Origin of the sequence: Nodosilinea sp. FACHB-131, assembly GCF_014695395.1 — a bacterium.
Lineage (GTDB): Bacteria > Cyanobacteriota > Cyanobacteriia > Phormidesmidales > Phormidesmidaceae > Nodosilinea.
On record NZ_JACJOF010000012.1, the window covers coordinates 40,639 to 62,430 of the forward strand.

General features: G+C 57.8%; 21 protein-coding genes. 9 read left to right on the forward strand and 12 right to left on the reverse strand.

Annotated elements, in window-relative coordinates; all coding sequences use genetic code 11:
* Positions 1-94: 94 nt before the first annotated feature.
* The 3 genes from H6F75_RS07365 to H6F75_RS07375 are packed head-to-tail and all read right to left on the reverse strand — an operon-like array spanning position 95 to position 2,488.
* Positions 95-430, reverse strand: a complete 336-nt coding sequence (locus tag H6F75_RS07365; RefSeq protein WP_190750704.1) for a cupin domain-containing protein — start codon at positions 428-430, stop codon at positions 95-97.
* A 33-nt stretch (positions 431-463) separates the two neighbouring features.
* A complete protein-coding gene (gene aroC, locus H6F75_RS07370) occupies positions 464-1,552 on the reverse strand; it encodes a chorismate synthase (protein ID WP_190750706.1) in 1,089 nt (362 codons plus the stop codon).
* Positions 1,553-1,597: 45 nt separating this feature from the next.
* On the reverse strand, positions 1,598-2,488 hold the full coding sequence (locus H6F75_RS07375) for a M23 family metallopeptidase (RefSeq protein WP_190750708.1): 891 nt from the start codon (positions 2,486-2,488) through the stop codon (positions 1,598-1,600).
* 256 nt (positions 2,489-2,744) lie between these two features.
* Here H6F75_RS07375 and H6F75_RS07380 point away from each other — a divergent pair, with 256 nt between their 5' ends.
* From H6F75_RS07380 to H6F75_RS07390, 3 genes are all read left to right on the forward strand, one after another.
* The gene (locus H6F75_RS07380) at positions 2,745-3,542 is read left to right on the forward strand and encodes an MBL fold metallo-hydrolase (RefSeq protein ID WP_190750710.1); all 798 of its coding nucleotides are present in this window, start codon (positions 2,745-2,747) and stop codon (positions 3,540-3,542) included.
* A gap of 99 nt (positions 3,543-3,641) precedes the next feature.
* On the forward strand, positions 3,642-3,812 hold the full coding sequence (locus H6F75_RS07385; protein ID WP_190750711.1) for a ssl1498 family light-harvesting-like protein: 171 nt from the start codon (positions 3,642-3,644) through the stop codon (positions 3,810-3,812).
* 115 nt (positions 3,813-3,927) lie between these two features.
* The gene (locus H6F75_RS07390) at positions 3,928-6,000 is read left to right on the forward strand and encodes a hypothetical protein (protein WP_190750713.1); all 2,073 of its coding nucleotides are present in this window, start codon (positions 3,928-3,930) and stop codon (positions 5,998-6,000) included.
* A 96-nt stretch (positions 6,001-6,096) separates the two neighbouring features.
* Here H6F75_RS07390 and rpsU read toward each other — a convergent pair whose 3' ends face one another.
* The 6 genes from rpsU to polA all read right to left on the reverse strand — a co-directional run bounded on the left by rpsU (position 6,097) and on the right by polA (position 13,939).
* A complete protein-coding gene (rpsU, locus tag H6F75_RS07395; protein WP_073606751.1) occupies positions 6,097-6,273 on the reverse strand; it encodes a 30S ribosomal protein S21 in 177 nt (58 codons plus the stop codon).
* Positions 6,274-6,524: 251 nt separating this feature from the next.
* Positions 6,525-7,799 (reverse strand): metallophosphoesterase, encoded by a 1,275-nt coding sequence (locus tag H6F75_RS07400; protein ID WP_190750715.1) that lies wholly within the window; start codon positions 7,797-7,799, stop codon positions 6,525-6,527.
* A 216-nt stretch (positions 7,800-8,015) separates the two neighbouring features.
* On the reverse strand, positions 8,016-8,762 hold the full coding sequence (locus H6F75_RS07405; RefSeq protein ID WP_190750717.1) for an SDR family oxidoreductase: 747 nt from the start codon (positions 8,760-8,762) through the stop codon (positions 8,016-8,018).
* Complete coding sequence (locus H6F75_RS07410) at positions 8,762-10,339, reverse strand: adenosine deaminase (RefSeq protein WP_190750719.1); 1,578 nt, start codon at positions 10,337-10,339, stop codon at positions 8,762-8,764. Before H6F75_RS07410 ends, H6F75_RS07405 begins: the two co-directional genes overlap by 1 nt.
* Before the next feature lie 249 nt (positions 10,340-10,588).
* Positions 10,589-10,972, reverse strand: a complete 384-nt coding sequence (locus H6F75_RS07415; protein ID WP_190750721.1) for a carboxymuconolactone decarboxylase family protein — start codon at positions 10,970-10,972, stop codon at positions 10,589-10,591.
* A 36-nt stretch (positions 10,973-11,008) separates the two neighbouring features.
* Positions 11,009-13,939 carry a DNA polymerase I gene (gene polA, locus H6F75_RS07420; protein WP_199303829.1) on the reverse strand — a complete coding sequence of 977 codons (2,931 nt, stop codon included), beginning with the start codon at positions 13,937-13,939 and terminating at the stop codon, positions 11,009-11,011.
* A gap of 262 nt (positions 13,940-14,201) precedes the next feature.
* Between polA and H6F75_RS07425 the strand changes: the two genes are divergently transcribed.
* Together H6F75_RS07425 and H6F75_RS07430 are read left to right on the forward strand one after the other, a co-directional pair.
* Complete coding sequence (locus H6F75_RS07425) at positions 14,202-15,329, forward strand: GUN4 domain-containing protein (RefSeq protein ID WP_190750725.1); 1,128 nt, start codon at positions 14,202-14,204, stop codon at positions 15,327-15,329.
* A 197-nt stretch (positions 15,330-15,526) separates the two neighbouring features.
* The gene (locus H6F75_RS07430; RefSeq protein WP_190702182.1) at positions 15,527-15,697 is read left to right on the forward strand and encodes a chlorophyll a/b-binding protein; all 171 of its coding nucleotides are present in this window, start codon (positions 15,527-15,529) and stop codon (positions 15,695-15,697) included.
* Between the two features lie 377 nt (positions 15,698-16,074).
* Here H6F75_RS07430 and H6F75_RS07435 read toward each other — a convergent pair whose 3' ends face one another.
* From H6F75_RS07435 to H6F75_RS07445, 3 genes are all read right to left on the reverse strand, one after another.
* Positions 16,075-16,983, reverse strand: coding sequence for a hypothetical protein (locus H6F75_RS07435; protein WP_190750727.1), 909 nt, complete (start codon positions 16,981-16,983; stop codon positions 16,075-16,077).
* Positions 16,984-17,257: 274 nt separating this feature from the next.
* On the reverse strand, positions 17,258-17,851 hold the full coding sequence (locus tag H6F75_RS07440; protein WP_190750729.1) for a hypothetical protein: 594 nt from the start codon (positions 17,849-17,851) through the stop codon (positions 17,258-17,260).
* Between the two features lie 105 nt (positions 17,852-17,956).
* Positions 17,957-18,271, reverse strand: coding sequence for a YkvA family protein (locus tag H6F75_RS07445; RefSeq protein ID WP_190750731.1), 315 nt, complete (start codon positions 18,269-18,271; stop codon positions 17,957-17,959).
* A gap of 274 nt (positions 18,272-18,545) precedes the next feature.
* On the opposite strand from H6F75_RS07445, the gene upp reads away from it, so the two are divergent.
* The 4 genes from upp (at position 18,546) to lysS (ending at position 21,770) form a co-directional block, all read left to right on the forward strand.
* Positions 18,546-19,199, forward strand: a complete 654-nt coding sequence (upp, locus tag H6F75_RS07450; RefSeq protein ID WP_190750734.1) for a uracil phosphoribosyltransferase — start codon at positions 18,546-18,548, stop codon at positions 19,197-19,199.
* Positions 19,200-19,340: 141 nt separating this feature from the next.
* A complete protein-coding gene (locus H6F75_RS07455) occupies positions 19,341-19,667 on the forward strand; it encodes a hypothetical protein (RefSeq protein ID WP_190750736.1) in 327 nt (108 codons plus the stop codon).
* A gap of 108 nt (positions 19,668-19,775) precedes the next feature.
* Positions 19,776-20,060: a YggT family protein gene (locus tag H6F75_RS07460; RefSeq protein ID WP_190514563.1), complete on the forward strand. Its 285-nt coding sequence runs from the start codon at positions 19,776-19,778 to the stop codon at positions 20,058-20,060.
* A gap of 168 nt (positions 20,061-20,228) precedes the next feature.
* Positions 20,229-21,770: a lysine--tRNA ligase gene (gene lysS, locus H6F75_RS07465; RefSeq protein WP_190750738.1), complete on the forward strand. Its 1,542-nt coding sequence runs from the start codon at positions 20,229-20,231 to the stop codon at positions 21,768-21,770.
* Positions 21,771-21,792: the final 22 nt, after the last annotated feature.

A 21,792-nucleotide genomic window follows, 5' to 3' on the forward strand; every position in this document is an offset into this window, starting at 1 on the left:
AACGGAAATAAAAGAGCGAAGAACGTCTGTCAGGCTTGAATCCTCGCATTTTCGGCTGTCCTAACCCCAGACTTCACTGGCTATGGAGCAATCGCTAATTGCGGAGGCCGAAGTAGGTGAGGACGAGTTCCTGGGTGCCAGTGTTGGCGACTTCGTGGTGTTCGCCGGGCTCGATCGCAATACAGGTGCCGGGAGTCAGTGGGTAGGCCTGACCGTCAACGGTAATGGTGCCAGTGCCCGCTTCGACAAAGAACACTTCAACCATGTCGGCGTGGCTGTGGCCCGGAGCAACCTGGCCCGGAGCAAAGCGGGCTTGGGAAAAGTTGGTCAGGTGGGGTAAATCATCCCTACGCAGCAGCACCCGCTTTTTGATTGCCGGGTTGTGGGAGACCGACTCCTCAGATACCTGGTTAAGGCCGGTAATTTTCATGGTCTGGCGTCAGCCTTTAGAAACCGCTATTAACTAGAACAGCTCACACTGGCCGTGGTGGCGCAGCAGGTGATCACACAGCACTAGGGCCACCATAGCCTCGACCATGGGCACGGCGCGGGGCAGCACGCAGGGGTCGTGGCGACCCCGCGCGGCTAGCACGGTGGCTTCGCCAGTGTTGGTGACGGTGTTTTGGGCTTTGCGGATGGTGGCGGTGGGTTTAAAGGCAACGCGAATGATGATATTTTCGCCGTTAGAGATGCCTCCCTGGGTGCCGCCGGAGCGATTGGTGCGAGTGCGCAAGGTACCCGCCGCATCGGTGTAGAACTCGTCGTTGTGTTCGCTGCCGGTGAGCAGGGTACCGGCGAACCCAGAGCCAATTTCAAAGCCTTTGCTGGCGGGGAGCGACATCACGCCCTTAGCTAGGTCAGCTTCAAGCTTGTCGAATACGGGAGAACCCAGCCCAACCTTGACCCCGCGAGCCACGCACTCCACCACGCCGCCAATGGAGTCGCCCTGGTCGCGGATGGCTTCGATCCGGTCGATCATCTGCTCGGCGGCGATCGGGTCGGGGCAGCGGACAATGTTGCTCTCGACCTGCTCTAGGGTGACGGCGCTGGGGTCTACGCTGCCCTCCAGGTCTTGGATGCGCTTGACGTAGCCAATGATTTCAGTGCCGGTGACCTGGTGAAGGATCTTTTTAGCGATCGCCCCAGCTGCCACCCGGCCAATGGTTTCCCGCGCCGACGATCGCCCACCCCCCTGATGGTTGCGCAGGCCGTATTTAGCGTCGTAGGTGGCATCGGCGTGGGAGGGGCGATAGGCGGTGACCATTTCGCTGTAGTCCTGGGGGCGGGTATTTTCGTTGCGCACCAGAATAGAGATGGGCGTACCCAAGGTTTTGCCCTCAAAGACGCCGGAGAGAATTTCGCAGCGATCGCTCTCTTTGCGAGGGGTGGTAATTTTGCTCTGACCAGGGCGACGGCGATCGAGTTCGGCCTGAATTTCCTCAGCGGAAATCTCTAGACGGGGCGGGCAGCCATCGATGACCACCCCTACCCCACCACCGTGGGATTCGCCAAAGGTGGTGATACGAAATAAATCCCCAAAGGAGTTGCCCATAGATCGGTAATGCCGGCGTCGGCCCAGGTAGTTTTACCGATCCTACTATTTAGTTTCCTGATTCGTTTCCGCCAGCTTCAAATAATAGCGAGGATTCACCGCCTGACCGTTGCGGTAGACGCTGTAGTGCAGGTGAGGACCAGAGGAACGCCCGGTGCTGCCCAGATAGCCCACTACATCGCCCCGCTGGACGCGATCGCCAATCTCGACCTCCAGCTTTGACAGGTGGCCATAGAGGGTTTCGTAGTCATAGCCGTGGTCGATTCTGACGTGGTTGCCGTAGCCGCCGTTGTAGTCGGCCCGTACCACCACACCCTCGGCGGTGGCCAAAATGGGCTTGCCCACTGGCCCTGCGAAGTCGATGCCCTCGTGCATTTCGTAGCCCCGCCGACCGAAGGGGTTGGGGCGCAGACCAAACTCTGAGGAAATTGAGGGCTTGCCCGCGATCGGTTTGCCGCTAGGGAAGGCTGCCGCCTGCTCGGCCTCGGACTCCAGGGTTTGCTCCAGGGCTGGCTTCACGGCCCGAGACAACATCACCTCCAAACTCGGCAGTTGACGGCGAGCCTCGTCGAACATGACTTCAGCCGGAGCCTCCCCCGCCACGCCGCCTCGGGGGGGAATCTCCGCTTTGGAGTTAGGGACGCGGGTGTTTTCAAGGCTTTGCTCGGGTAAGCCAGCTCGATGTTTGAGCACCTCGATCTCGTTGCCAATGGCGTCTAGCTCGGTGAGCACTTCGCTGGCGGTTTCAGACAAATGCTGGTTGCGTTGAACCAACTGCACGTTTTGGTAGAGCAGCACGCTAATCCAGGTGAGGGGTAACCCTATCAACACCGCTAGCCCTACTAGTAGCGGCACTGGGCACAACCGGAGGGTGATAGGCGACTTGCCGGTTGCCGTAATCAGCACGGTGTAGGGCTTGAGCTGGAGACGGGGCATGGCAAAATTGGCGGGGAGCAATGATAGCAAACGTTAACTCTTAAACCAAGATGGATTATACGGGGATCAGCGCATTTGCACAATTTCGAGGAGAATTTGCAGGCCAGCGCCCAGTGACCCCAAAGCACAATTTTGACCTGAAGACTGGTTTTGGCTTCGTTTTCTCCTGCCGCTTGCCGCGCCTCCGCTATATAACTATGACTTTGTAAAGAATCCGTTACACTGAGTGATATAGCGCTCTACAGAGAATTGTGCGATGGAAGTCACCTGGCTCGACAGCAACTCTTGGTTGATTGGCATGGGCGGACAGCGCATCTTGGTCGACCCCTGGCTGGTGGGAGAGCTGGTGTTTGGTCAGCAAACCTGGCTGTTTAGAGGAGAGCATCCCCAACCTCAGCCCCTGCCTGAGGCGATTGACCTGATCTTGCTCAGCCAGGGGCTGGAAGACCACGCCCATCCCCCCACCCTCGATGCCCTCGATCGCGCCATTCCGGTTGTGGGTTCGCCCAGTGCGGCGAAGGTGGCGGAGAGCCTCGGATACAGCCAGGTCACTGCCCTCGGCCATGGCGAAACCTTCACCCTTAACCAGCAGGTGACCGTTAAAGCGATCCCCGGTGCCCCTGTAGGGCCACTGGTGGTTGAAAATGGCTATGTTCTGCGGGATATTTCGCGCGGTGAGGTAGGGGCCTCTCTGTTCTACGAACCCCATGGCTTTCACCGGCCTGAGCTGAAGTCGGAAGGACCCGTGGATGTGGTGATCACCCCGGTGGTCGATCTGGCGCTGCCCGTGGTCGGGCCAATCATCCGCGGGCAGAAAGGGGCTTTAGAACTGGTGGATTGGCTGCGCCCCCAGGTAGTGTTGCCCACCGCTGACGCGGGCGAGGTCACCTATAGCGGAGTGTTGATTAATTGGCTCAAGACGGTGGGTGATCCCCAAGCGCTACAGGCGGCGATCGCGGCTCAAGGGCTTTCGACCCGAGTGCTGGCCCCGACTGTGGGTCAACCGCTGCCTTTAAATCTTGTGCCGCGCCAGCCTCTAGCAACGGAAGCTTAGGGGTATAGTGCGATCCCCATCAGTCGGAGGGTATCCAGAAGGGCGGTATTCAGGTAACCTTCTTTTAAGGTTAGTCAAGTTTTAAGAAGGATTATAGCTATGCCTTACACCACCGAAGAGGGCGGTCGTCTCAACAACTTCGCCACAGAGCCTAAGATGTATGAGGCTGAGCCGCCAAGTGCGACCCAAAAGCGCAACTATTTGATTTTGGGTGGTCTAGCTTTCGCTCTAGTGGGTGGGCTGCTGGTGGTGGCGATCTCTGTCTCTTAAGTAATTTTTGCGGTTCAGCAAATGAATCTCAGCGGCAGCCGGGGCAGTCTATTGCCTCGGCTGTCTTGTATCTGGAGTCGGGATAGAGTAGACATAGCGTTTACCTCGGGTTGGCATGGCAAACTCGCCCCAATGGCTTGAGGGTGTGACGGGCAGCGGCAAGACCACCTGGCTGCTAGAGCAGTTGCGCCCTAATGCTGCGACGCAACTGGATCTAGGCCAGAGCCACTTAATCTTTGCGGCTAACGGTGACAACCGCCTGCGGCTGGCTGCGCGGCTAGGAGATATTGCCCCTGGTGTGGCGGCGGTCACGACCACACCCAATGGGTTCATTCAGGATGAGGTGACCCTGTTTTGGCCGCTGCTGGTAGCTGAGCTGAACCTGTCGCCTCAGTTTCCGCTGCGGCTGCGGCCTGAGAATGAGCAGGAATTGGCCGCCGAGCATTGGCGTCAGCAAATCTTAGATGGCACCTTGGCGGTGGAGGGCTGGCTAGAGGCTCAAATCGTGCGGCGATCGCTCGATTTTTTGCAGCTGGCGGCCGCTGGCGGCATTCCGGCAGAAGACCTGCCTGTGCTGCTGCCCGAGGGTATTCCCCCAGGGTTCGCCCCCGAAGCGGTGTGGCAGGCCATTGGCAATGCACTGGTAGATTGGCGCGATTGGTGTCTGGCGCGGGGTCTGCTTACCTATGGGGTAATGACCGAGCTTTACTGGCGGCATTTGTTGCCCCACCCTCTCTACCAAGAGAAACTGCTGGCCCGCTATGGCGGCATATTTGCCGATGACTTGGATGAGTATCCGGCGATCGCCGCTCAATGGTTACAGGTGTTTATCGACGCTGAGCGGCCCGTGGCCGTTACCTGGAACCGTCACGGCAAGGTGCGAATGGGGCTGGGGGCGGATCCTGATGCCCTTGAACAGCTGCGAGATCAGTGCCAGGTGATCGATCAGACCAACCCAGCAACCGATTCCTTGGCTTACGAGTGGGGCGATCAGGTGGTGGAGTGGGTAATGGATCCTCTGGCTCTACCGGAACCTTTGCCCTGCTTCCAAACCCTGCAAACGGTGCCGCGGGGAGAGCTGCTGCGCCAGACGGCGGAGCGAGTGGTCGAGGTGGTGAACGGGGGAGTAGCTCCCCAGGACATTGCGATTATTGGTCCGGGTTTGGATGCGATCGCCCGCTACACCCTGGCTGAAATTCTCAGCGATCGCGGGCTGCCCGTGGCCTCCCTCAGCGACCAGCGCCCGGTGATTCATTCGCCCCTGGTGCGATCGCTGCTCACCCTGCTGACCTTTGTATATCCCGGTTTGGGGCGGCTGGCCACCGCCGAGGAGGTAGCCGAAATGCTGGTGGTATTGAGCCAGATTCCCCAGGCCCCTGAGGTGGGCCCCTGGTTTGAGGCCGTCCAGATTGACCCGGTGCGGGCCGAGCTGCTGGTTGACCACTGCTTTGAACCCAGCCTAGAGCAGCCCGAACTGTTGCCGGTAGAGCGCTTTGAACGCTGGGATCGGCTGGGTTACAAGGCCACCGAAGCCTACAGCCGCCTGCGCCAGTGGATCGAGCAGCAGCGCCAACAGCGCCAGCAGCGCTTGACCCCAGGGGTGCTGAGCGTGCTCGATCGCGCTATTCAAGCCTTTTACTGGGGCGGTAGTCATCTGCCCGCCGACCAGCTTGCCGCTCTGCGAGAGCTAATGGAAACCGCCCAGCACTACTGGGCGGTGGACGATCGCCTGCGCCAGGTCACACCCATGCTGGTCAAAAAACCCGCTGAACCGATCCGCAATTCCCTAGAGCGGTTCATTCTGCTGCTGCGCCAGGGTACCGTGACCGCCAACCCCTACCCGGTGGAGTCGGCCCAGGTAATCACCATTGCCACGGTGTACCAGTACCGCCTGCAACGCCTACGCCACCGCTGGCACTTTTGGATCGATGCCGGGTCGCCCCGCTGGCTAGCCGGCACTGACAATCTGCTGTTTGGCTACCCAATATTTTTAGGGTCGTACCGGGGTCGCCCCTGGACTACCGAGGATATTGAAACGCTGCACCGCGATCGCCCCGAGCGCATTTTGCGCGATCTGTTGGGGCGAGTCAGCGATCGCGTTGTGCTCTGCCACAGCGACTTGGCGGTGAGTGGCCAAGAGCAAGTTGGCCCCCTGCTCACCCTGGTCACCTCCAACACCGACGACTAGCCCGACCCGAACAGCCCACATCAAAAGAGGGACACTGGCTAGCAGCATCCCTCTTTTGTAGCAGTTGCCTTACAAGTGGTTTACACAAGCTGGGGCTTAACGGAAGCGCTTTTTGCGGCGTGCGACAGCTTTGCGCTTTTGCTTTTCTTGGGGCGTCTCGAAGTGGCGACGACGCTTAACTTCTGAAAAAACCCCGGCCTTGGAGACCTGCCGCTTAAAGCGGCGCAGGGCCGATTCAATGCCTTCGTTTTCACCTACAACGACTTGAGTCATACGAAATCGCTTCTATACTCCTTGGGCATGCAATAACGAATCAAACAACAGGTTGTTAGATTTACAGACTGTTCTAGATTGCCCCGGAGCGGTCGAGCCACCTCCCATTGCTCCAGGCAGAGTCGTCATGATTAGCTGTCAGTACGAAGTAATACAGACAAGAAAGTTCGGGCATAGTTGCCCGGAATCCTTATTAGACTAGCACAGAATACGCTGTTGCCCAGCCCTGCCCATGGGGGGGAAAAGGGTGGCTAGGCGCTGTAGGTTTTGGGTTCGGGAAAGGGCAAATGCCCCGTGCAGAAGGCTGGGCCTAACCGCTGTTCACAAAAAGATTTTTCGTCGGGGGTGAGCTCGTCGTAGCTGACATCTCGCCGCAGCACAATGCCGTTGTGGCCCGCCAAAAACCGGGGGAGTTCTGCGTACTCGATGGTGCGCAGGGTAGCCATATCGTAGCTGGTGTAGGTGGTCAGCTCTGGGTCGGCAAAGTCAACGTCGATCACCGTTAACACTTTCCCCGGCGGCAAACTGCTGTCGATCAGGGCGCGGGGCCCAGACCCCAATAGGCCGGTGTGCAACAGCTGAAGATCGCCCCGGTGGCCGGGGTAGTAGGCGTGCTGGTGACCGCTGATGTAGGTGTGCACGTTGTAGCGCTCTAGCATGGCCCGCAGCTGATCGGCATTGTCGAGCACTTCGCCGGGTTTGTCGCGCCCCACCGATATGCCATAGAGGGGCAGGTGGCTGAGCAAAATACGGGCCTTGGCCTGCTGGGCGGCGTCGCTGGCCAGGGCTTGCTCCACCCAGGCCAACTTTTCCTCAGGCAATCGGCTCGACGAGCCATCCCAGGCCATAAAGAAAATCCCCTGCTGCTCGAAGGTGTAGTAAAAGGGAAAATCGGTGCGATCGATAAAGTTAACCCCAGGGCTATGCTCGGCGGCCGTCCAGTAGGCCGTAGCCAGGTCGCGCTCCTGCTGAAAGAGAAATTGGTTGTTGGGGCCTCTGGCACCCGAAGCATCGTGGTTGCCGATGGTAAAGCCAAAAGGCACGGATTGTTGGCGCAGGGGGGCCGCTACGTGGTCGTCAAACGCCTGCCACATGGCCTGAATTTGAGGTGCCGTCAGAGATGGACTTTGCCCCGCCACCATATCGCCACCGCACACCACCAGGTCGGGCTGCCAGAAGGGTAATAGGGCGATCGCCTTGTCCACCTCGGGGTCGTAGTCGGTCGAGCCGTAGGCGCTGTTGAGGTCACTAATCGCCACCAGTCGCACATCTTTGCGAGGCGGATTGGCCAGCCCACCGGCGACACTGGCCACGATCGCCTGGGCTTCGGCAGATAGCTCTGGCGGAGCTGGAGTCCCATTTGTTACCGCACCCTCGCGGGCCTCAGTGGGGGAGATTGCCTCAGCCTCAGGGGCCGGGGCAACTGGAGCATTGTTCTCAGAGAGTAGCGCCCGTTGAGAACAAGAAAGGCATACGCTGAGCACTACGCCCAGGCAGAGGCCTGTGAAAAAACGTTTAAAACCCATAACCGAGGAAGGCCAAACCACAGGCCTAAACTTACCTCATACATCCAACTTTTGAACGGAGGATAGGGCAAGTTTGCCAGTTGGATGGCTGGGGCGCAGGTGGAAAGGTTGGCAGGTATGAACATCTGGGCTAGCTCATCCAATCAGTAAATCTGTGCGTCCGATTGTCTGTTCCGAACTCAGGATCTTGGGGCGGAAAATCGGGGAGAGTTCCGTTCACTTGCCGCCCGCTATATCGATAAATGATCCAGTAGTATAGGATGCCTCCGCCGACAGTAGCCACAGAATCGCCTGAGCTACTTCCACCGCCTGCCCGCCCCGCTGCATAGGCACAGCGGACTTTACCCGTTCAACGCGATTGGGCTCGCCGCCGCTGGCGTGAATATCGGTATAGATAAAGCCGGGGCGCACCGCATTGACGCGAATGCTCTCGGCAGCCACTTCCTTAGCGAGGCCAATGGTCAGGCTGTCGATCGCACCCTTAGACGCGGCGTAGTCCACATATTCCCCCGGTGACCCCAGCCGCGCCGCCACTGACGACACATTGACGATCGCCCCGCCCGCCCCGCCGTACTTCGTTGACATGCGCTTCACGGCTTCGCGCGCGCAGAGAAAACTGCCGGTGACGTTGGCAGCAAAGACGCGATTGAGCCGGACAGCATCGAGTTCATCCACGCGCCGCTGCTGTTCCAAAATTCCAGCGTTGTTGATCAAGGCCGTCAGCGTGCCCAGCTGCTCATCCACCGTTTGAAAGAGGCGCAGCACATCGTCTTCTAGGGAAATATCGGCGGCGACGGCGATCGCCCATCCGCCCTCTTGGACAATTGCGTCAACAACCTTCCCAGCCGCCGCTGGATTGTGTAGATAGTTGACGCAGACCGCATACCCTCGTTCAGCGGCTAAACGGGCCGTCGCAGCGCCAATTCCTCGACTGCCGCCGGTAACAACTAAAACCTGTGCCATCAGCGAGACCGGAACGACGATAGCGACTCAAATTCGGCAAATTCCGCTTCGAGCTGCCACTGGATGCGGGCGCGATCGCTCCCTTCCAAAAAGCTGGCGCAGCCCTCTGAGGTCGTTCCCAACCCAGGGGTATCGCCGGCACAGGACGCTGAGAGCTGGCCAAACTCGGGCGATGCCCAGAGGCTGTCCCCCTCAAGAAAGCTATATTCCAAGCTATTGCGGGCTAGCTGCTTGAGGTCGCGGTAGCTCAGGTCGTAGCGCTGCGTCGCCAGCCCATACTCATTACTCAAGTCGATGCGGGCAATGCCCTCGTCGTCGGAGGCCAGAGTCATCGGTACCCCAACAGCCCGGTAGTCGAGAAAGGGGTGCTCGTCGCCCTCGACATTGAGAATTACCTCATTGCTGGTGAGACAGATTTCTACCAGTACGTCTCGGCGGCGCATCTCCTCCAACAGTTGAAAGGGCTCGTCCTCGTAGAGAATGGCGACTCCGTGACCAATGCGGCTGGCCTGCGCCACCTCCACCGCCTGGCGAATGTGAAAGCGCAAATCGTCGGGCGGCACCAATCCCAAGGTTAGCTCCCCCGCGTGAAGCGAAACGTTGACCTCAGGGAACTGGGCTTTGAGGAACCCAAGCATCTCCATGTGCAGGCTGTAGTCACGCAGAGCCACGGGGTTATCTTCTGGCGCTACCAGGTTGATGCCAACTACGCGGGAGTCGGCTTTGGCTAGCTCAAAGGCATAGACAAACTGGGCAAACACTTCCTCGGGTAGGCGGGTGCGGGTGGTCTGCTGTAAATATCGCACTGTCACGGCACAACCGGGTTGGGGGCGCGGTGTTTCACAGCCCAAGGTTTTGCCCACCTCGCGTTCGAGGGCGGCCATATCCTGACTGCCCTGAGCAACGAGATCCATTAAACCCGCGTCGAGCAGCCGCTGGCGCATTTGGGCAAAGTCGCTGCTCCAGCCTACGGTTCGCCCCAGCTGCCTTGCCTCGCTGCCTTTGACCGTCATCAACAGCTCCAGGTAAAAAATATGCTGGGCGGCGGCGCGGTTGGCTACCTCAGCCACCATGTCATCCTGGCGGGTTAGGGAAGAGGAGATCGCGTCGAAGCCGCCGAATGCCTCAAAAAACTGGTCATGGCCCGACTGGCCGGCAAAGGGTAAGTTGCGCGTCGACCATAGGTTAATCAACGCGTCGTAGGTGGCCGGGCGACCGTAGAGCTGAGCTGCTGGAAAGTAGCTGCTGTCTTGATTGCAGGCGCTAGGCTCAACCAGGGCCGGTATCGCCGGGTCAATGCAGTAGCCATCTGCCGCCGCCCACTGTATGTAGTGCTCGGCATAGACAGCCCCGCTCAGATGGGTGTGAATGTCGCCGCCCTTGGGCATGCGCTGCACAAAGGCCCGTAGTAAGGTGGGGCGATCGCGGTTAGCCTCAAACCAGTTGGCGACCTCAGTTTCCGCCTGACGGCTCGATGCCTGCGCTAAGGTTGCGTCTTGGGCCTTTACTCCAAAGGTTATTAAACTAGAGCCGATCAACAGTCCCCAAAAGGCAGCTGTGGAGGAAAACTTTGCCATAGAGGGCGATGCACCAAATGCACAATTGGCCGCACTATATCGCCAAACGTAGAACGCCCATGCAGCCGTTGTAAAAACTTAATTTTTATACTTGGCCGCAGAAGTTTCGTGTCAGGTTTTGACCGCAAAAAACTATTTTTGGCTATCTATTGAAAAGGGCCAAAAGGCAAACTTAGCTCTCCTCAAAGAGAAGAATTCGGTCAATTCAGGCTTACTTAAATTGACCGAGGCTTACTGCACTGGGTAGCTCTAAGTTTGAGCGTTCAACTCTGTAAATACATCTTTGGCGACCAATAGCGCGTTGACCGCAGCAGGAAAGCCTGCATACACGGCCATTTGCATGATGACCTCGACAACTTCTGCTTGACTACAGCCTACATTCAACGCACCTTGGATATGAGCTTTTAATTCTGTGGGCGCATTGCCAAGGGTGACTAGGGCTGCGATCGTGGCAATCTGCCGTTCTTTAGGCGACAAACCCTCGCGGGAATAAATATCGCCGTAGGGAAACTCAATAATAAACTGTGCAAAATCTGGGGCAATATCGCCTAGGGCATCCATTACGCCCTGGCCAATGTGGCCATGAATTCTAGACAGCGCCTCTTGCCCACGCGTATACCGAGTCGAATCCATCGGGGGTCCTTGCTCAAAAGTGATTTTGCCGGGTTGTCACTTGGCTTCCATCCAGTTTGGCCCAGTGTGGGCTTCAACCTTCAGGGGCACCTTCAGCTCCACAGCAGATTCCATCACAGCGGTAATTTTTGGCTGGAGCTCTTCCCACTCGTCGGGGGGCACCTCAAACACTAGTTCGTCGTGAACCTGGAGGAGCAGGTTGGCCTGATAATCCCTCAGCAGCTCGTGCAAATGGATCATGGCAATTTTGATGATGTCGGCGCTGCTGCCCTGAATGGGGGCGTTGGCCGCTGCCCGCAGCGAACCGGCATCGAAGCCATTGGAGCGCAGAGAATCTAGATCGATGGAGGCGGGGTCAGTGCCGCGCAGCGATCGCAATTTCCCATCGGTAAAGTTGAAGTAGCGCCGCCGCCCGCAGATGGTCTGCACATAGCCGTGGGCGATCGCCTCGCGCTGCATTTGCAGCAGGTACTCAAATACCTTGGGGTAGCGCTCGTAGTAGCGATCGATAAAGGTCTTGGCATCGGCGCGGTGGACCCCAGCCTCACGGGCGAAGCGAGAGGCCCCCATGCCATAAATAACGCCAAAGTTGATCACCTTGCCCGCCCGCCGCTCTTCCGCCGTGATGTCGTCTTTCTCGAATAGCAGCCTGGCCGTGAGGCCGTGCACGTCGTCGTTATTTTTGTAGGCCTCTACCAGCACGGGCTCGCCGCTGAGGTGAGCCAGAATGCGCAGCTCAATCTGCGAGTAGTCTGCCGCCACGAGCTGCCAGCCGTTTTCGGGAATGAACGCCGCCCGAATCTTGCGGCTAAAGGCGGTGCGAATGGGGATGTTTTGCAGGTTGGGATTCGACGACGACAGCCGCCCGGTAGCCGTCACCGCCTGGTTAAAGTCAGTGTGCACTCGGTGGGTCTCGGGCCGAATCAAGGTGGGCAGGGCATCCACGTAGGTGGATTTCAGCTTAGAGAGGGTACGGTGCTCTACCACCAAATCCACCACGGCATGGTCACCCTGGAGTTTTTCCAGAGTTGGCGCATCGGTGGAGTAGCCACCCGACTTGTTTTTGCGCGACTTGCGTTTGTCGAGCTTTAGCTTTTCAAAAAACAGCGTGCTCAGCTGTTTGGGAGACCCCATGTTAAAGGTCTCCCCAGCAGCTTCATAGGCGGATTTTTCCAAACGGGCCAGGTCAGTTTCGAGCTGCTTTGAGAAGGTAGCCAAATAATCGGGGTCAACGCGAATGCCCGTACATTCCATCTCCGCCAGCACCGGCTCTAGGGGCAGCTCGACCTGGGCAAACAGGGTTTTGAGGTCGGGGACTTCGTCCAGCTCAGCCTGAAGTTTGGGCACCAGCAGGTAGGTGGTGTGCACGTCGGCGCCGCAGTAGTTGGCCACGTCGGCGATCGCCATATCGGCGATAGTCTTGCCCTTGGGCACCAAATCCTCATAGCTTTGGGCAGAGAGGTTGAGGTAGCGCAGGCTCAGATCGGTCAGGTTGTGGCTGGTCTCGGGGTTGAGCACGTAGCTGGCCAGCATGGTGTCAAACACCACCCCCGCCAGCTGAATGCCCTGGTGGCGCAGCACGAGGCGATCGTACTTAGCATTTTGCAGCGCTTTAGGAAACTCATCGCTTTCGAGAACGTGACGCAGCGCGTCTAGCACCGTCTCTAGCGGCAACATTTCTCCGTCGCTGTGGCCCACAGGAATGTAGGCCATCTCGTCGCGGCCCGTGCCCCAGCAGCAGCCGATCCCCACCAGTGCGGCGTCCCTTGGCTCCAGCGATGTCGTCTCGGTGTCCCAGGAAACGGGGGTTTGGGGATCTTTTTGGGTGGAAAGAATGTCCAGCAGTTCGTAGAGCTGGGCCTCGGTGGTGATGATCTGAGGGGCGATCGCCACCTCATCCACCCCCTGGGCACTGTCGGTTTCCTCCGCCGTAAAGAAGGCTACATCCGCGCCGCCCGTATCCTGAAAGCGGCTAGAGCGACTGGGTTCTTTGCTGGTGCTGGCATCCCCACTCAGCGCTTGGCTAGCCTTCGTCGCTGTTTCCTCAGCCGCTTGGCCCCCAAAGGCAATTTGCAGCTTGCCCAGCCGGTTGACAAAATTCTGAAACTCCAGCTTTTTGAGCGCTGGAATCACCACATCGGGGTCAAACCCGTCCAGCTTACAGGTAGCCAGATCGATAGACAAATCTCCATTGGGAATATCGGTAATGATTTTGGCCATGTAGCGCGAGTGGTAGGCCGACTCTTTGCCCTCGATCAGCTTCTTCTGGGTCGCGCCCTTGATGTTGTCAATGTCAGCGTAGATGGAATCTAAGTCGCCATACTCAGCCAGCAACTTAGCGGCAGTCTTGGCCCCAATCCCCTTCACGCCAGGGATATTGTCTGACGAGTCACCGCACAGCGCCTTGTAATCCACCACCTGGTGAGGAAAAATATCGAGCTTGGCTTTGACATCCTCAATTTTGAACTCCTGCGCCATCCCCGTCTTTGGCCCCTTGGCAAAGGCGTTACCCAGGTGCAGCACAGTAATGCACTCGTCAGGGTCAATCAGCTGAAACAGATCCTGATCGCCGCTGAGAATTTTGACGCAAAATCCCTCCGCTAAGGCCTTCGTTGCCAGGGTGCCAATCACGTCGTCGGCTTCAAAGCCGGGGGCAACGTAAATATTGAGGCCAAAGTCAGTCAGCAGCTCTTTGAGATTTCGCACGTCTTCGCCAAAGCCTTCGGGGGCTTCGGGGCGACCGTCTTTGTAGGTGCTGTCTGCCGTGTGGCGAAAGGTGGGCTGGTCGAGGTCAAAGGCGACGGCGGCGTACTCGGGCTTTTCCACCTCCATCATGTCGAGCAGCGACTTTAGAAAGCCGTAGCACACGCTGGTGGGAATGCCGGTGGAGGTGCGCAAACCACCGTCGGCATTTTTCGCAAAGGCGAAGTAGGAGCGAAAGGCCAGGGAGTGGCCGTCTACCAGCATCAGGGTGGGCTTCTTGGCCTGAGAGGAGGTTGCTGCCACGGTTTCTTGGGGTCGAGGATTTGAGTTTCTATTGTAAGGGGAGGGGTTGGGGTCTGCACCGCCCCTGGCTAAACCGGTAGTTTGGAATAGTCGTATCAGAAACCCACTTTTCAAACGGATGTTAAACCACACGATCGCGTATCAATTTGCGCAACCAGGACAGTGGCTCATCCGAAATGGCTGATACTGGCCGCAGCCCCTATTCTGTTGGAAGTTAACGCCCATGGCTAAGATGCTAGTCCTGAAGCCGTTAGGCTATGTTTTGACGGTCGCTCTGGCAACCACTACACCACTCCCCGTCGATGCCCAGAGCAACCCCTACCAGATCGCCTGCGAAACGACGGTTTCTCTGAGCCAGGGAGGGAGTTTAACCTACCGACTAGCGGGCAGCCTACCGGAGACCACTGCGACAGACAATCCGCCAAACCCGATCGCAACAGCCTTGACCCTAACGGTGCAGTGGCAAGATCGGACGGGTCGGGTGCAAACCCTGCTCAATGCCGCTGCCTTAAATGACTATGGGCAACTGGCTCCCGATGCAGACTATGCTCAACTGCCCTTTGAAGACCCTTTTCGCGGTCAGCCCAACGATGCCGACCGTCTCTATGGAACACCAGATTCGGTGCATGGCCTCTACGTCAGTCTGCGCCCTACCCGCGAACTGCCACAGCAGATACAGACCGTCCACTACTTGAGCTCTAGTGAGTACGTGCGCTCAATGGCGGGCACCTGCCAGACTGCGAATGCCAACCTCGATGGAGCGATTGACGAGCAGTTGACGCTGCTGCAAGAACGACTGCAAGCTGAGGACTGGGCTGCTGCCGATCGCATAACCCGGCGGTTGCTGGCCCCAGGGTCAACCTCACTACCACCGTCTGATCCTTTACCCTCTGATCCGGTATTGTTGCGGCCAGAGCTGATCAATGCCATTGACCAGCTCTGGCTGACGGCCAGTGACGGGCGATTTGGTCTCAGTGTGCAGTGGCGTCTTTGGCAGGAGGCGTTGGCCGCTCATCCCAACAATGGCGAAGCGGCGGTGAATGCCTTTCGCGATCGCGTCGGCTGGAAACTGGCGGCTCCTCGCGCTGAGGTTGACTTCATCAGCAGCGACTGGTTAAACGAGTCGGAATTGACCTACTCATTGCAGGCTCCGGAGGGACATTTGCCTTGGGCTGGCGTGTCGGATGAGGTGGTGCAGGCGATCGCGGTGCCACCAGCCGAGGTACATTGTGGCAGCTGTACGGTCGATGCCATGCAGCTACGCAACGAACGCTTCTATGGATACATTCCACAACTGATGGAACGGGTGGCGCTGTATCTAGACCGGCCAGTTTCCCAAAATGCAGAGTAGCAATACCTGGTAACGCCATTTGCTGACCTCTCCTTGGCCACATTCTCTTCCCACGAAGCCCACCTCCCCCTGCGGCAGATCACGGTGTGGTGGCCGGAGATGGAGTTGAGGGGCGATCGCCTCGTCTGTCCACGCCCATTACCACAACGATCAGCCCATGGGGTAGGCTAGGAAAGCAAACGACACATCCTAAACCCATGGCCAACCTCGAACCTACCGTCACCCCCACCATTGAGCGTTCTAAGGCGGGCTTTAATGACTACGCCGAGCGGCTAAACGGGCGCGCCGCCATGCTTGGGTTTGTGGCGCTGGTGCTGTTTGAGATGGCCACCGGACAGGCGATCGTCACCTGGCTGGGGTTGCGTTAGGTAGGCTCTTCGCGGTATTGGGAACGATACTTCATAACTAAGCCAGATCTCTCTAAGTTTTTGTCGCAAAAGTTTCACTCAGCAGTTCCCTTTTGAAGGGAGACAAAGGGATCTTTAGAGGCCACTTCACCGTCATTAAATCTGTTACATCTAGGAGACCGACCCATTAAGGCGCTTTTTAGAAAACAACCGTGGCTGGCTACAGCGCTCACCGTAGGCGCTGTCGATGGCCTCATGGGGGCGACAGAAGATAAAGTCTCTTTGGCGTTGTTTGGCCTGCTGCTAGCAGGCGGGGCCGTAACCCTGAGCTGGGGTCAAATTCAGCGCCATGCTACCTCTAGCAAAATGCCGGTGCTGCTCAACCCACCGGGGCAGGTTTACGTTCCTACATCTATGGGTCGAAACGACCTACAGGCCAACACGGGCGACGAATCTACCCCCTGAAGCGGGCACTTGGTCTGACCGCAGGAGCGGCAGTTGGCGTTGAGCAGATACTCCAAACTGCGCTGGCGGTAGAGGCTGACGTTTTGGCGAATGTAGCCCTCAACTTCGAGCTCTGATAAGTCGTCGGCAATCAGAATCGCCTGGGGAGTTGCGAATGCCTGGCGGCTGAGATTGATGGTGGCTAGGTTGTCGCAAAAGCTGGCCTGGGGCGAGTGCACCACCACCGGCAGCTTTTGGGGCTGGCTGCGAAAACCCTCCGGGCGCTGCTGGGCGTAGTGGTCTTTAAATTGCAGGGTGACGGTGCCGTCGGCATAGCAGCGGCTGCGAATGTGGCGCTGAAAGGGCACGGTGAGAAACCCATCTGGGGCAAGGCTGTACCACCACGACTTGTGCCATCCCTGGGAGGGCAAGTTGAGAATGTGCTGCACCTCGTCAGGGTCAAAGCCCGATCGCGCCAGCAGTGCCTCCGCTTCGGTCAGGGAAACGTTTTGCGCCAGGGTAGCGAGGTCAGAGTGGCAGGGGGTGATGGCCTGGTATTCACGATGGTTGTGAACATCGGGCGGCAGCGGCGCATCGGGGTAGGAGCCAGCCAGCACGCAGTTGATGTGCTCGAAGGTGAGCACAGCATCGATGCGGCCCTGGCTGTTGGTCAGAGGAACGCCGACTTCAACGGTGACAGCGCCAATTTCGTGGGGGTGGGCGATCGCCGGCAAACTCTCGGTGAGCAGCGATCGCAAAAACCCATCATCGGCCACGGCCAGAGCTAGCTGCGGGTCGGCGGCAGACAGGCTACTCCCCGACTGGGCTCGTTGAAAAGGCTGGGCGAGAGGAGAGCTAACCATAGGTAAACACTCGCCAAAGAGGAGTATCGCCATTGGGTTGGCCAGATCTAGCCACCAAACCCGTGGTTTCACTGTTCTATCAAGCTGATCGACCGCTGGGGAGCGCCACGCCAGGAAACGTTGCACAGGTTTGCACTGCGCAACGTAACCCCGTACTTTGTTACCGTTTTTGGTGCCCTCAGTATCAGAACCGCGCTTTCGATAAAAAAGCCCCCACGATGTCACGCGGGGGCACTCTTGCTTTACCTAAGGATCAACACACAACCAACCAAAACTAGACGTTCGTCGAGTCATCCGTTGAGGTTTCGACATCATCCAGCACAACGATGCGGACGGGAGTAGGCGCAGGGGGCGCAGCGGGCTGGCCCAGTTTGTTGTAGGCCAACGCTACTAGGGAACGAAAGCCGCGCACTAGGGGCCGGACAACGTCGTAGCGATCGCCCTGTTCTGTGGCCATTTTGGTGTCGAAGCGATCGATCTGGGTCTGGAGGCCAGACAGAAGCTGCTGGGCCCAGCCAACTTTGCGATCGTCGGCTAGATAGCGCAGGTCGGCAAAGATTTGCGACCAGGTAGGGGCAGGGGCACTGGTTTCAGCATTCGCTTCGGCTTGAACAGCCTCCGTCACTGCATCGGCCACTGCTTCAGCGGCAGCGGCATCAGCTGCTTCGTTGGCCCGCAGTTGCTCAATCATTTCTGCCAGGGTTTTACGGCCCTGGGTTTCGATTTCGCTGGAACCTTCTCTAAGTTCAGCCAGGGCTTCGACAGCAGCAGCTTTGACGATTTCGCGAATGCGGCTGGCGCGCTGGCCACCTTCTTTTTGAGCCTTTTCCCACTCGGTCTTAACGCGGTCTTGTACAGTATTGGCCATGGAGTTTCTCCTGATTAGAAATGGGGTTAACAAGGATGTTTTTGAGTCAGGTTGGCAGTGGTGTTCTCTCACCAGCAGCGCTCTAACAGCACACCTGAATTAGATTTAGCGGACGGCGACAGCATCGATATCAATCACGTTTCCACTGGTATCAACGGACTTTGTCGTCGCGATGGTCTCATCGACCTGGCGCAGATTGCGTCTGCGATCGAGCAAGATTTGGGTGATTTCGGTAACGGCGATCGTGGCGATTAGGCCGTCATCAAGCCACCCCAAAACTGGGAAAACATCGGGAGCAATATCAATGGGGCTGACTAGATAAACCAGGGTGCCAAACAGCACAACCCAACGATATTTAGAGTTGCGTAACAACTGACGGTACCAGTTCATAAAGGGCTTACTAAAAAATCGCTTTGCCATTGCTATCTCCTTGCGCTGACATAACTATCTTGACAAAAACAAGGGGTGAGCACAGGTGTGGCTTACCCCTGTGAAAACAGGGTTTTCACACCGAATAGACCGTAGGAGGAGAGCCGTAGGGAGTGCGGGAGTAGGGGTGTGGGGGAGTTGGGGAAGAGTTTTGAACTTTGAATTTTGAATTGAGAGTGAGGAAGTCGCGGGAGGTGAGAGAGAAATCGCTTCTCTGCGGGCCTCCGGGGTATGATGTGGCAGATTTTTCGCGGGCAACTGGGCTATGTCATCTTTTCAACTGCGTATTTATGTTCCGCCGCATCCTTTGATTAAGCACTGGTTGGGGGTAGCCCGCGACGCCGATACGCCGGGGCCGCTATTTCGCTCGGCGATGGAAGAACTGGGCCGTTGGCTCACCTACGAGGCCATTCGCGAGTGGGTGCCGACGATGGATACGACGGTGAATACGCCCCTTGGCCCGGCTCCAGCCACCTTTGTTAACCCTGAGGTGCCGACGATGATCGTGCCGATTTTGCGGGCGGGGCTGGCGCTGATGCCCGGCATTCAAGCGCTCTTGCCTCTGGCCTCGGTGTACCACGTGGGCTTTGTGCGCAACGAAGAAACCCTGGAGGCAAGCTGCTACCTCAACAAGCTGCCGGCACAGCTCGACCCCGCCACGCGGGTAATTATCAGCGAACCAATGCTGGCCACGGGCGGCACCATCATGGCAATGATGGAGCAGCTGACCCAGCGGGGCATTGACCCAGCGGTGGTGCGAATTATTTCGATTGTGGCGGCACCTCCGGCCCTGCAAAAGCTGGCGGCGGCCTACCCTGCAGTGACTATCTACACCGCCATGATTGACGAAGAGGTGAACGATCGCGGCTTTATTGTGCCGGGGCTAGGGGATGCGGGCGATCGCACCTTTGGCACCTAGCTTGATCGCTGCCTAAAATCCGTCAGAATGAAAGCGGGATCGGGTGCGATTGCCGGACTTGTACTGTGCAGTTGGCCGTTGCTTTGCCACAATTAGAGTATTGTAGGCTTCGGTTCTTTGGGTTAGATGGATTAACGACCTATGAGTCAACAAGACAATTTCGTCGGTGGATTTTTGCTCGGCACCCTGGTGGGTGGCGCTCTGGGTGGCGTGGTGGGTGCGCTGGCGGCCACGCGCATTCAGCAGTCGGGGGGCAAAGTTAAGTCTGCGCTACCCAAAACCAGCGGCAGCTTGGCCTTTGGCGAATTTGATGACCCCGACGAAGCGAGCATTGAAGCCGCCCGTCTCGGCCTAGAAGACAAAATTGCCCAGCTCAACGATGCGATCGACGACGTGCGGCAGCAGCTCGGCGGCATCAACGGTCACTCTGAGCGCCCTTGGGAAAGCCCCTCCCGCATAGACTCTTAAGCAAATCTACCGGGTTCGCTCCGTGCTGGACGAAGCAAACCGTTACACTAACTGACAGACTTAGACGCTCCGTGTATTGTTGATAACGACTACTGCCGAGGTTCTCAAATGGACATATTGGTACAAACCCTCACCACGTTTTTATCGATCTATACGATCTTGCTGATCGTACGCATTCTTCTGAGCTGGTTTCCCAATGTGGATTGGTTTAGCCCGCCTTTCTCGGTGCTGAGCCAGCTGACCGACCCCTACCTGAACCTATTCCGCTCGATCATTCCTCCCCTGGGCGGCATTGATATCTCGCCCATCCTTGCCTTCTTGCTGCTGTCGTTCGTGCGGCAGGGGCTGGTTGCGATCGCCGCCGCTACGGCATCTTCCTACGCCTACTTCTAGGCTTCTATTTCCAGATTTAATCGTAAGCCTGACCGCTGGCTCCCTACCGTTTAGATAGGGGCTGGCGGTCGGGCTTATCTGCGTTAAAGGATTGCCGCTCTTCGCGGTGCGGGGGCCAGGGTTCCCTATAATGAGGGCTTGTGACGTTTTGCCATTCACTCCCTAGCTATGTCGTCTGACTCTAACCGCCCAGGCCAAAGCGCCTCTAGCCTTGACGAAATCCGCGCCGCCCGCCTGCAAAAGGTAGAAGACCTCAAGCAGCTAGGCCAAAACCCCTTTGCCTATAGGTGGGATGTCACTCACCACACCGCCGACTTGCAGGCCAAATACGCTGACATAGAAGCCGGAGCCGAGGTGGATGCTCTGGTTTCCCTCGCCGGGAGAATTTTGGCGCGGCGAGTGTTTGGCAAGCTGGCCTTCTTTACCCTGCAGGATGAGAGCGGCATCATTCAGCTGTACCTGGAAAAGGCTACCATTGACGCCTATATGAGGGAGCCTAACCTCCAGGCCTTTGAGCACCTGAAGCAGCTCACCGATGTGGGCGATATTCTCGGTGTGTGCGGCACCATTAAGCGCACCGAAAAGGGCGAACTCTCGGTCAAGGTGCAGGAGTACGCCATGCTCACCAAATCGTTGCTGCCTCTGCCTGACAAGTGGCACGGCCTGACGGATGTGGCCAAGCGCTACCGCCAGCGCTACGTCGATTTAATTGTCAACCCCACCGTGCGCGACACCTTTCGCAAGCGGGCGCTGATCACCTCCGGTATTCGTCGTTATTTAGAAGATCGGGGATTTTTAGAGATTGAAACCCCAGTGCTGCAAAGCGAGGCCGGGGGGGCCGAGGCGCGCCCCTTCGTCACCTACCACAACACTTTGGAGATGGATCTCTACCTGCGTATCGCTACCGAGCTGCACCTGAAGCGGCTGGTGGTGGGCGGCTTTGAGCGAGTGTTTGAAATTGGCCGCATCTTTCGCAACGAGGGCGTGTCGACCCGCCATAACCCCGAGTTCACCAGCGTGGAGTTTTACCAGGCCTATGCCGACTACCACGATCTGATGAATCTCACCGAAGACTTGATCGCTACTCTAGCTAAAGACATTCTAGGCACGCTCAAGATTACCTATCAAGGCGTAGACATCGATCTGACTCCGCCCTGGAAGCGGGTGACGATGCACGACCTAGTGCAGGAGCACATCGGGCTAGATTTTCGCCAGTTCACCACTCTTGAAGAAGCCCAGGCGGCGGTGAAGGATCTCAAGCTGCACGGTGTTGAAGACTGCGACTCAATCGGCAAACTGTTGAACGAAGTCTTTGAGCAAAAAATCGAAGAAACCCTAATTCAGCCGACGTTTCTGATCGACCACCCGATCGAGATTTCGCCTCTGTCGAAGCCCCACCGCAGCCGACCTGGGGTGGTGGAACGATTTGAGCTATTTGTGGTGGGCCGAGAGACCGCCAACGGATTTTCGGAGTTGACCGACCCCATCGATCAGCGGCAGCGCTTTGAATTGCAGGCGGCGCGTAAGGCGGCGGGCGACCTGGAGGCTACGGGCGTAGACGAAGACTTTCTCACGGCCCTAGAGCACGGTATGCCCCCTACCTGTGGCGAGGGCATTGGCATCGATCGCCTGGTGATGCTGCTCACCGATAGCCCCAGCATTCGCGATGTGATCGCTTTTCCATTGCTGAAGCCGGAGCGGGAGGAGTAGGTGGGTAGGCGGGTAGGAGAGT

Coding starts and splice junctions, on each gene's coding strand:
- H6F75_RS07365 (WP_190750704.1), bottom strand. CDS start 430: ATGAAAATTACCGGCCTTAACCAGGTATCTGAGGAGTCGGTCTCCCAC.
- aroC (WP_190750706.1), bottom strand. CDS start 1,552: ATGGGCAACTCCTTTGGGGATTTATTTCGTATCACCACCTTTGGCGAA.
- H6F75_RS07375 (WP_190750708.1), bottom strand. CDS start 2,488: ATGCCCCGTCTCCAGCTCAAGCCCTACACCGTGCTGATTACGGCAACC.
- H6F75_RS07380 (WP_190750710.1), top strand. CDS start 2,745: ATGGAAGTCACCTGGCTCGACAGCAACTCTTGGTTGATTGGCATGGGC.
- H6F75_RS07385 (WP_190750711.1), top strand. CDS start 3,642: ATGCCTTACACCACCGAAGAGGGCGGTCGTCTCAACAACTTCGCCACA.
- H6F75_RS07390 (WP_190750713.1), top strand. CDS start 3,928: ATGGCAAACTCGCCCCAATGGCTTGAGGGTGTGACGGGCAGCGGCAAG.
- rpsU (WP_073606751.1), bottom strand. CDS start 6,273: ATGACTCAAGTCGTTGTAGGTGAAAACGAAGGCATTGAATCGGCCCTG.
- H6F75_RS07400 (WP_190750715.1), bottom strand. CDS start 7,799: ATGGGTTTTAAACGTTTTTTCACAGGCCTCTGCCTGGGCGTAGTGCTC.
- H6F75_RS07405 (WP_190750717.1), bottom strand. CDS start 8,762: ATGGCACAGGTTTTAGTTGTTACCGGCGGCAGTCGAGGAATTGGCGCT.
- H6F75_RS07410 (WP_190750719.1), bottom strand. CDS start 10,339: ATGGCAAAGTTTTCCTCCACAGCTGCCTTTTGGGGACTGTTGATCGGC.
- H6F75_RS07415 (WP_190750721.1), bottom strand. CDS start 10,972: ATGGATTCGACTCGGTATACGCGTGGGCAAGAGGCGCTGTCTAGAATT.
- polA (WP_199303829.1), bottom strand. CDS start 13,939: ATGCTGGTAGACGGCCACTCCCTGGCCTTTCGCTCCTACTTCGCCTTT.
- H6F75_RS07425 (WP_190750725.1), top strand. CDS start 14,202: ATGGCTAAGATGCTAGTCCTGAAGCCGTTAGGCTATGTTTTGACGGTC.
- H6F75_RS07430 (WP_190702182.1), top strand. CDS start 15,527: ATGGCCAACCTCGAACCTACCGTCACCCCCACCATTGAGCGTTCTAAG.
- H6F75_RS07435 (WP_190750727.1), bottom strand. CDS start 16,983: ATGGTTAGCTCTCCTCTCGCCCAGCCTTTTCAACGAGCCCAGTCGGGG.
- H6F75_RS07440 (WP_190750729.1), bottom strand. CDS start 17,851: ATGGCCAATACTGTACAAGACCGCGTTAAGACCGAGTGGGAAAAGGCT.
- H6F75_RS07445 (WP_190750731.1), bottom strand. CDS start 18,271: ATGGCAAAGCGATTTTTTAGTAAGCCCTTTATGAACTGGTACCGTCAG.
- upp (WP_190750734.1), top strand. CDS start 18,546: ATGTCATCTTTTCAACTGCGTATTTATGTTCCGCCGCATCCTTTGATT.
- H6F75_RS07455 (WP_190750736.1), top strand. CDS start 19,341: ATGAGTCAACAAGACAATTTCGTCGGTGGATTTTTGCTCGGCACCCTG.
- H6F75_RS07460 (WP_190514563.1), top strand. CDS start 19,776: ATGGACATATTGGTACAAACCCTCACCACGTTTTTATCGATCTATACG.
- lysS (WP_190750738.1), top strand. CDS start 20,229: ATGTCGTCTGACTCTAACCGCCCAGGCCAAAGCGCCTCTAGCCTTGAC.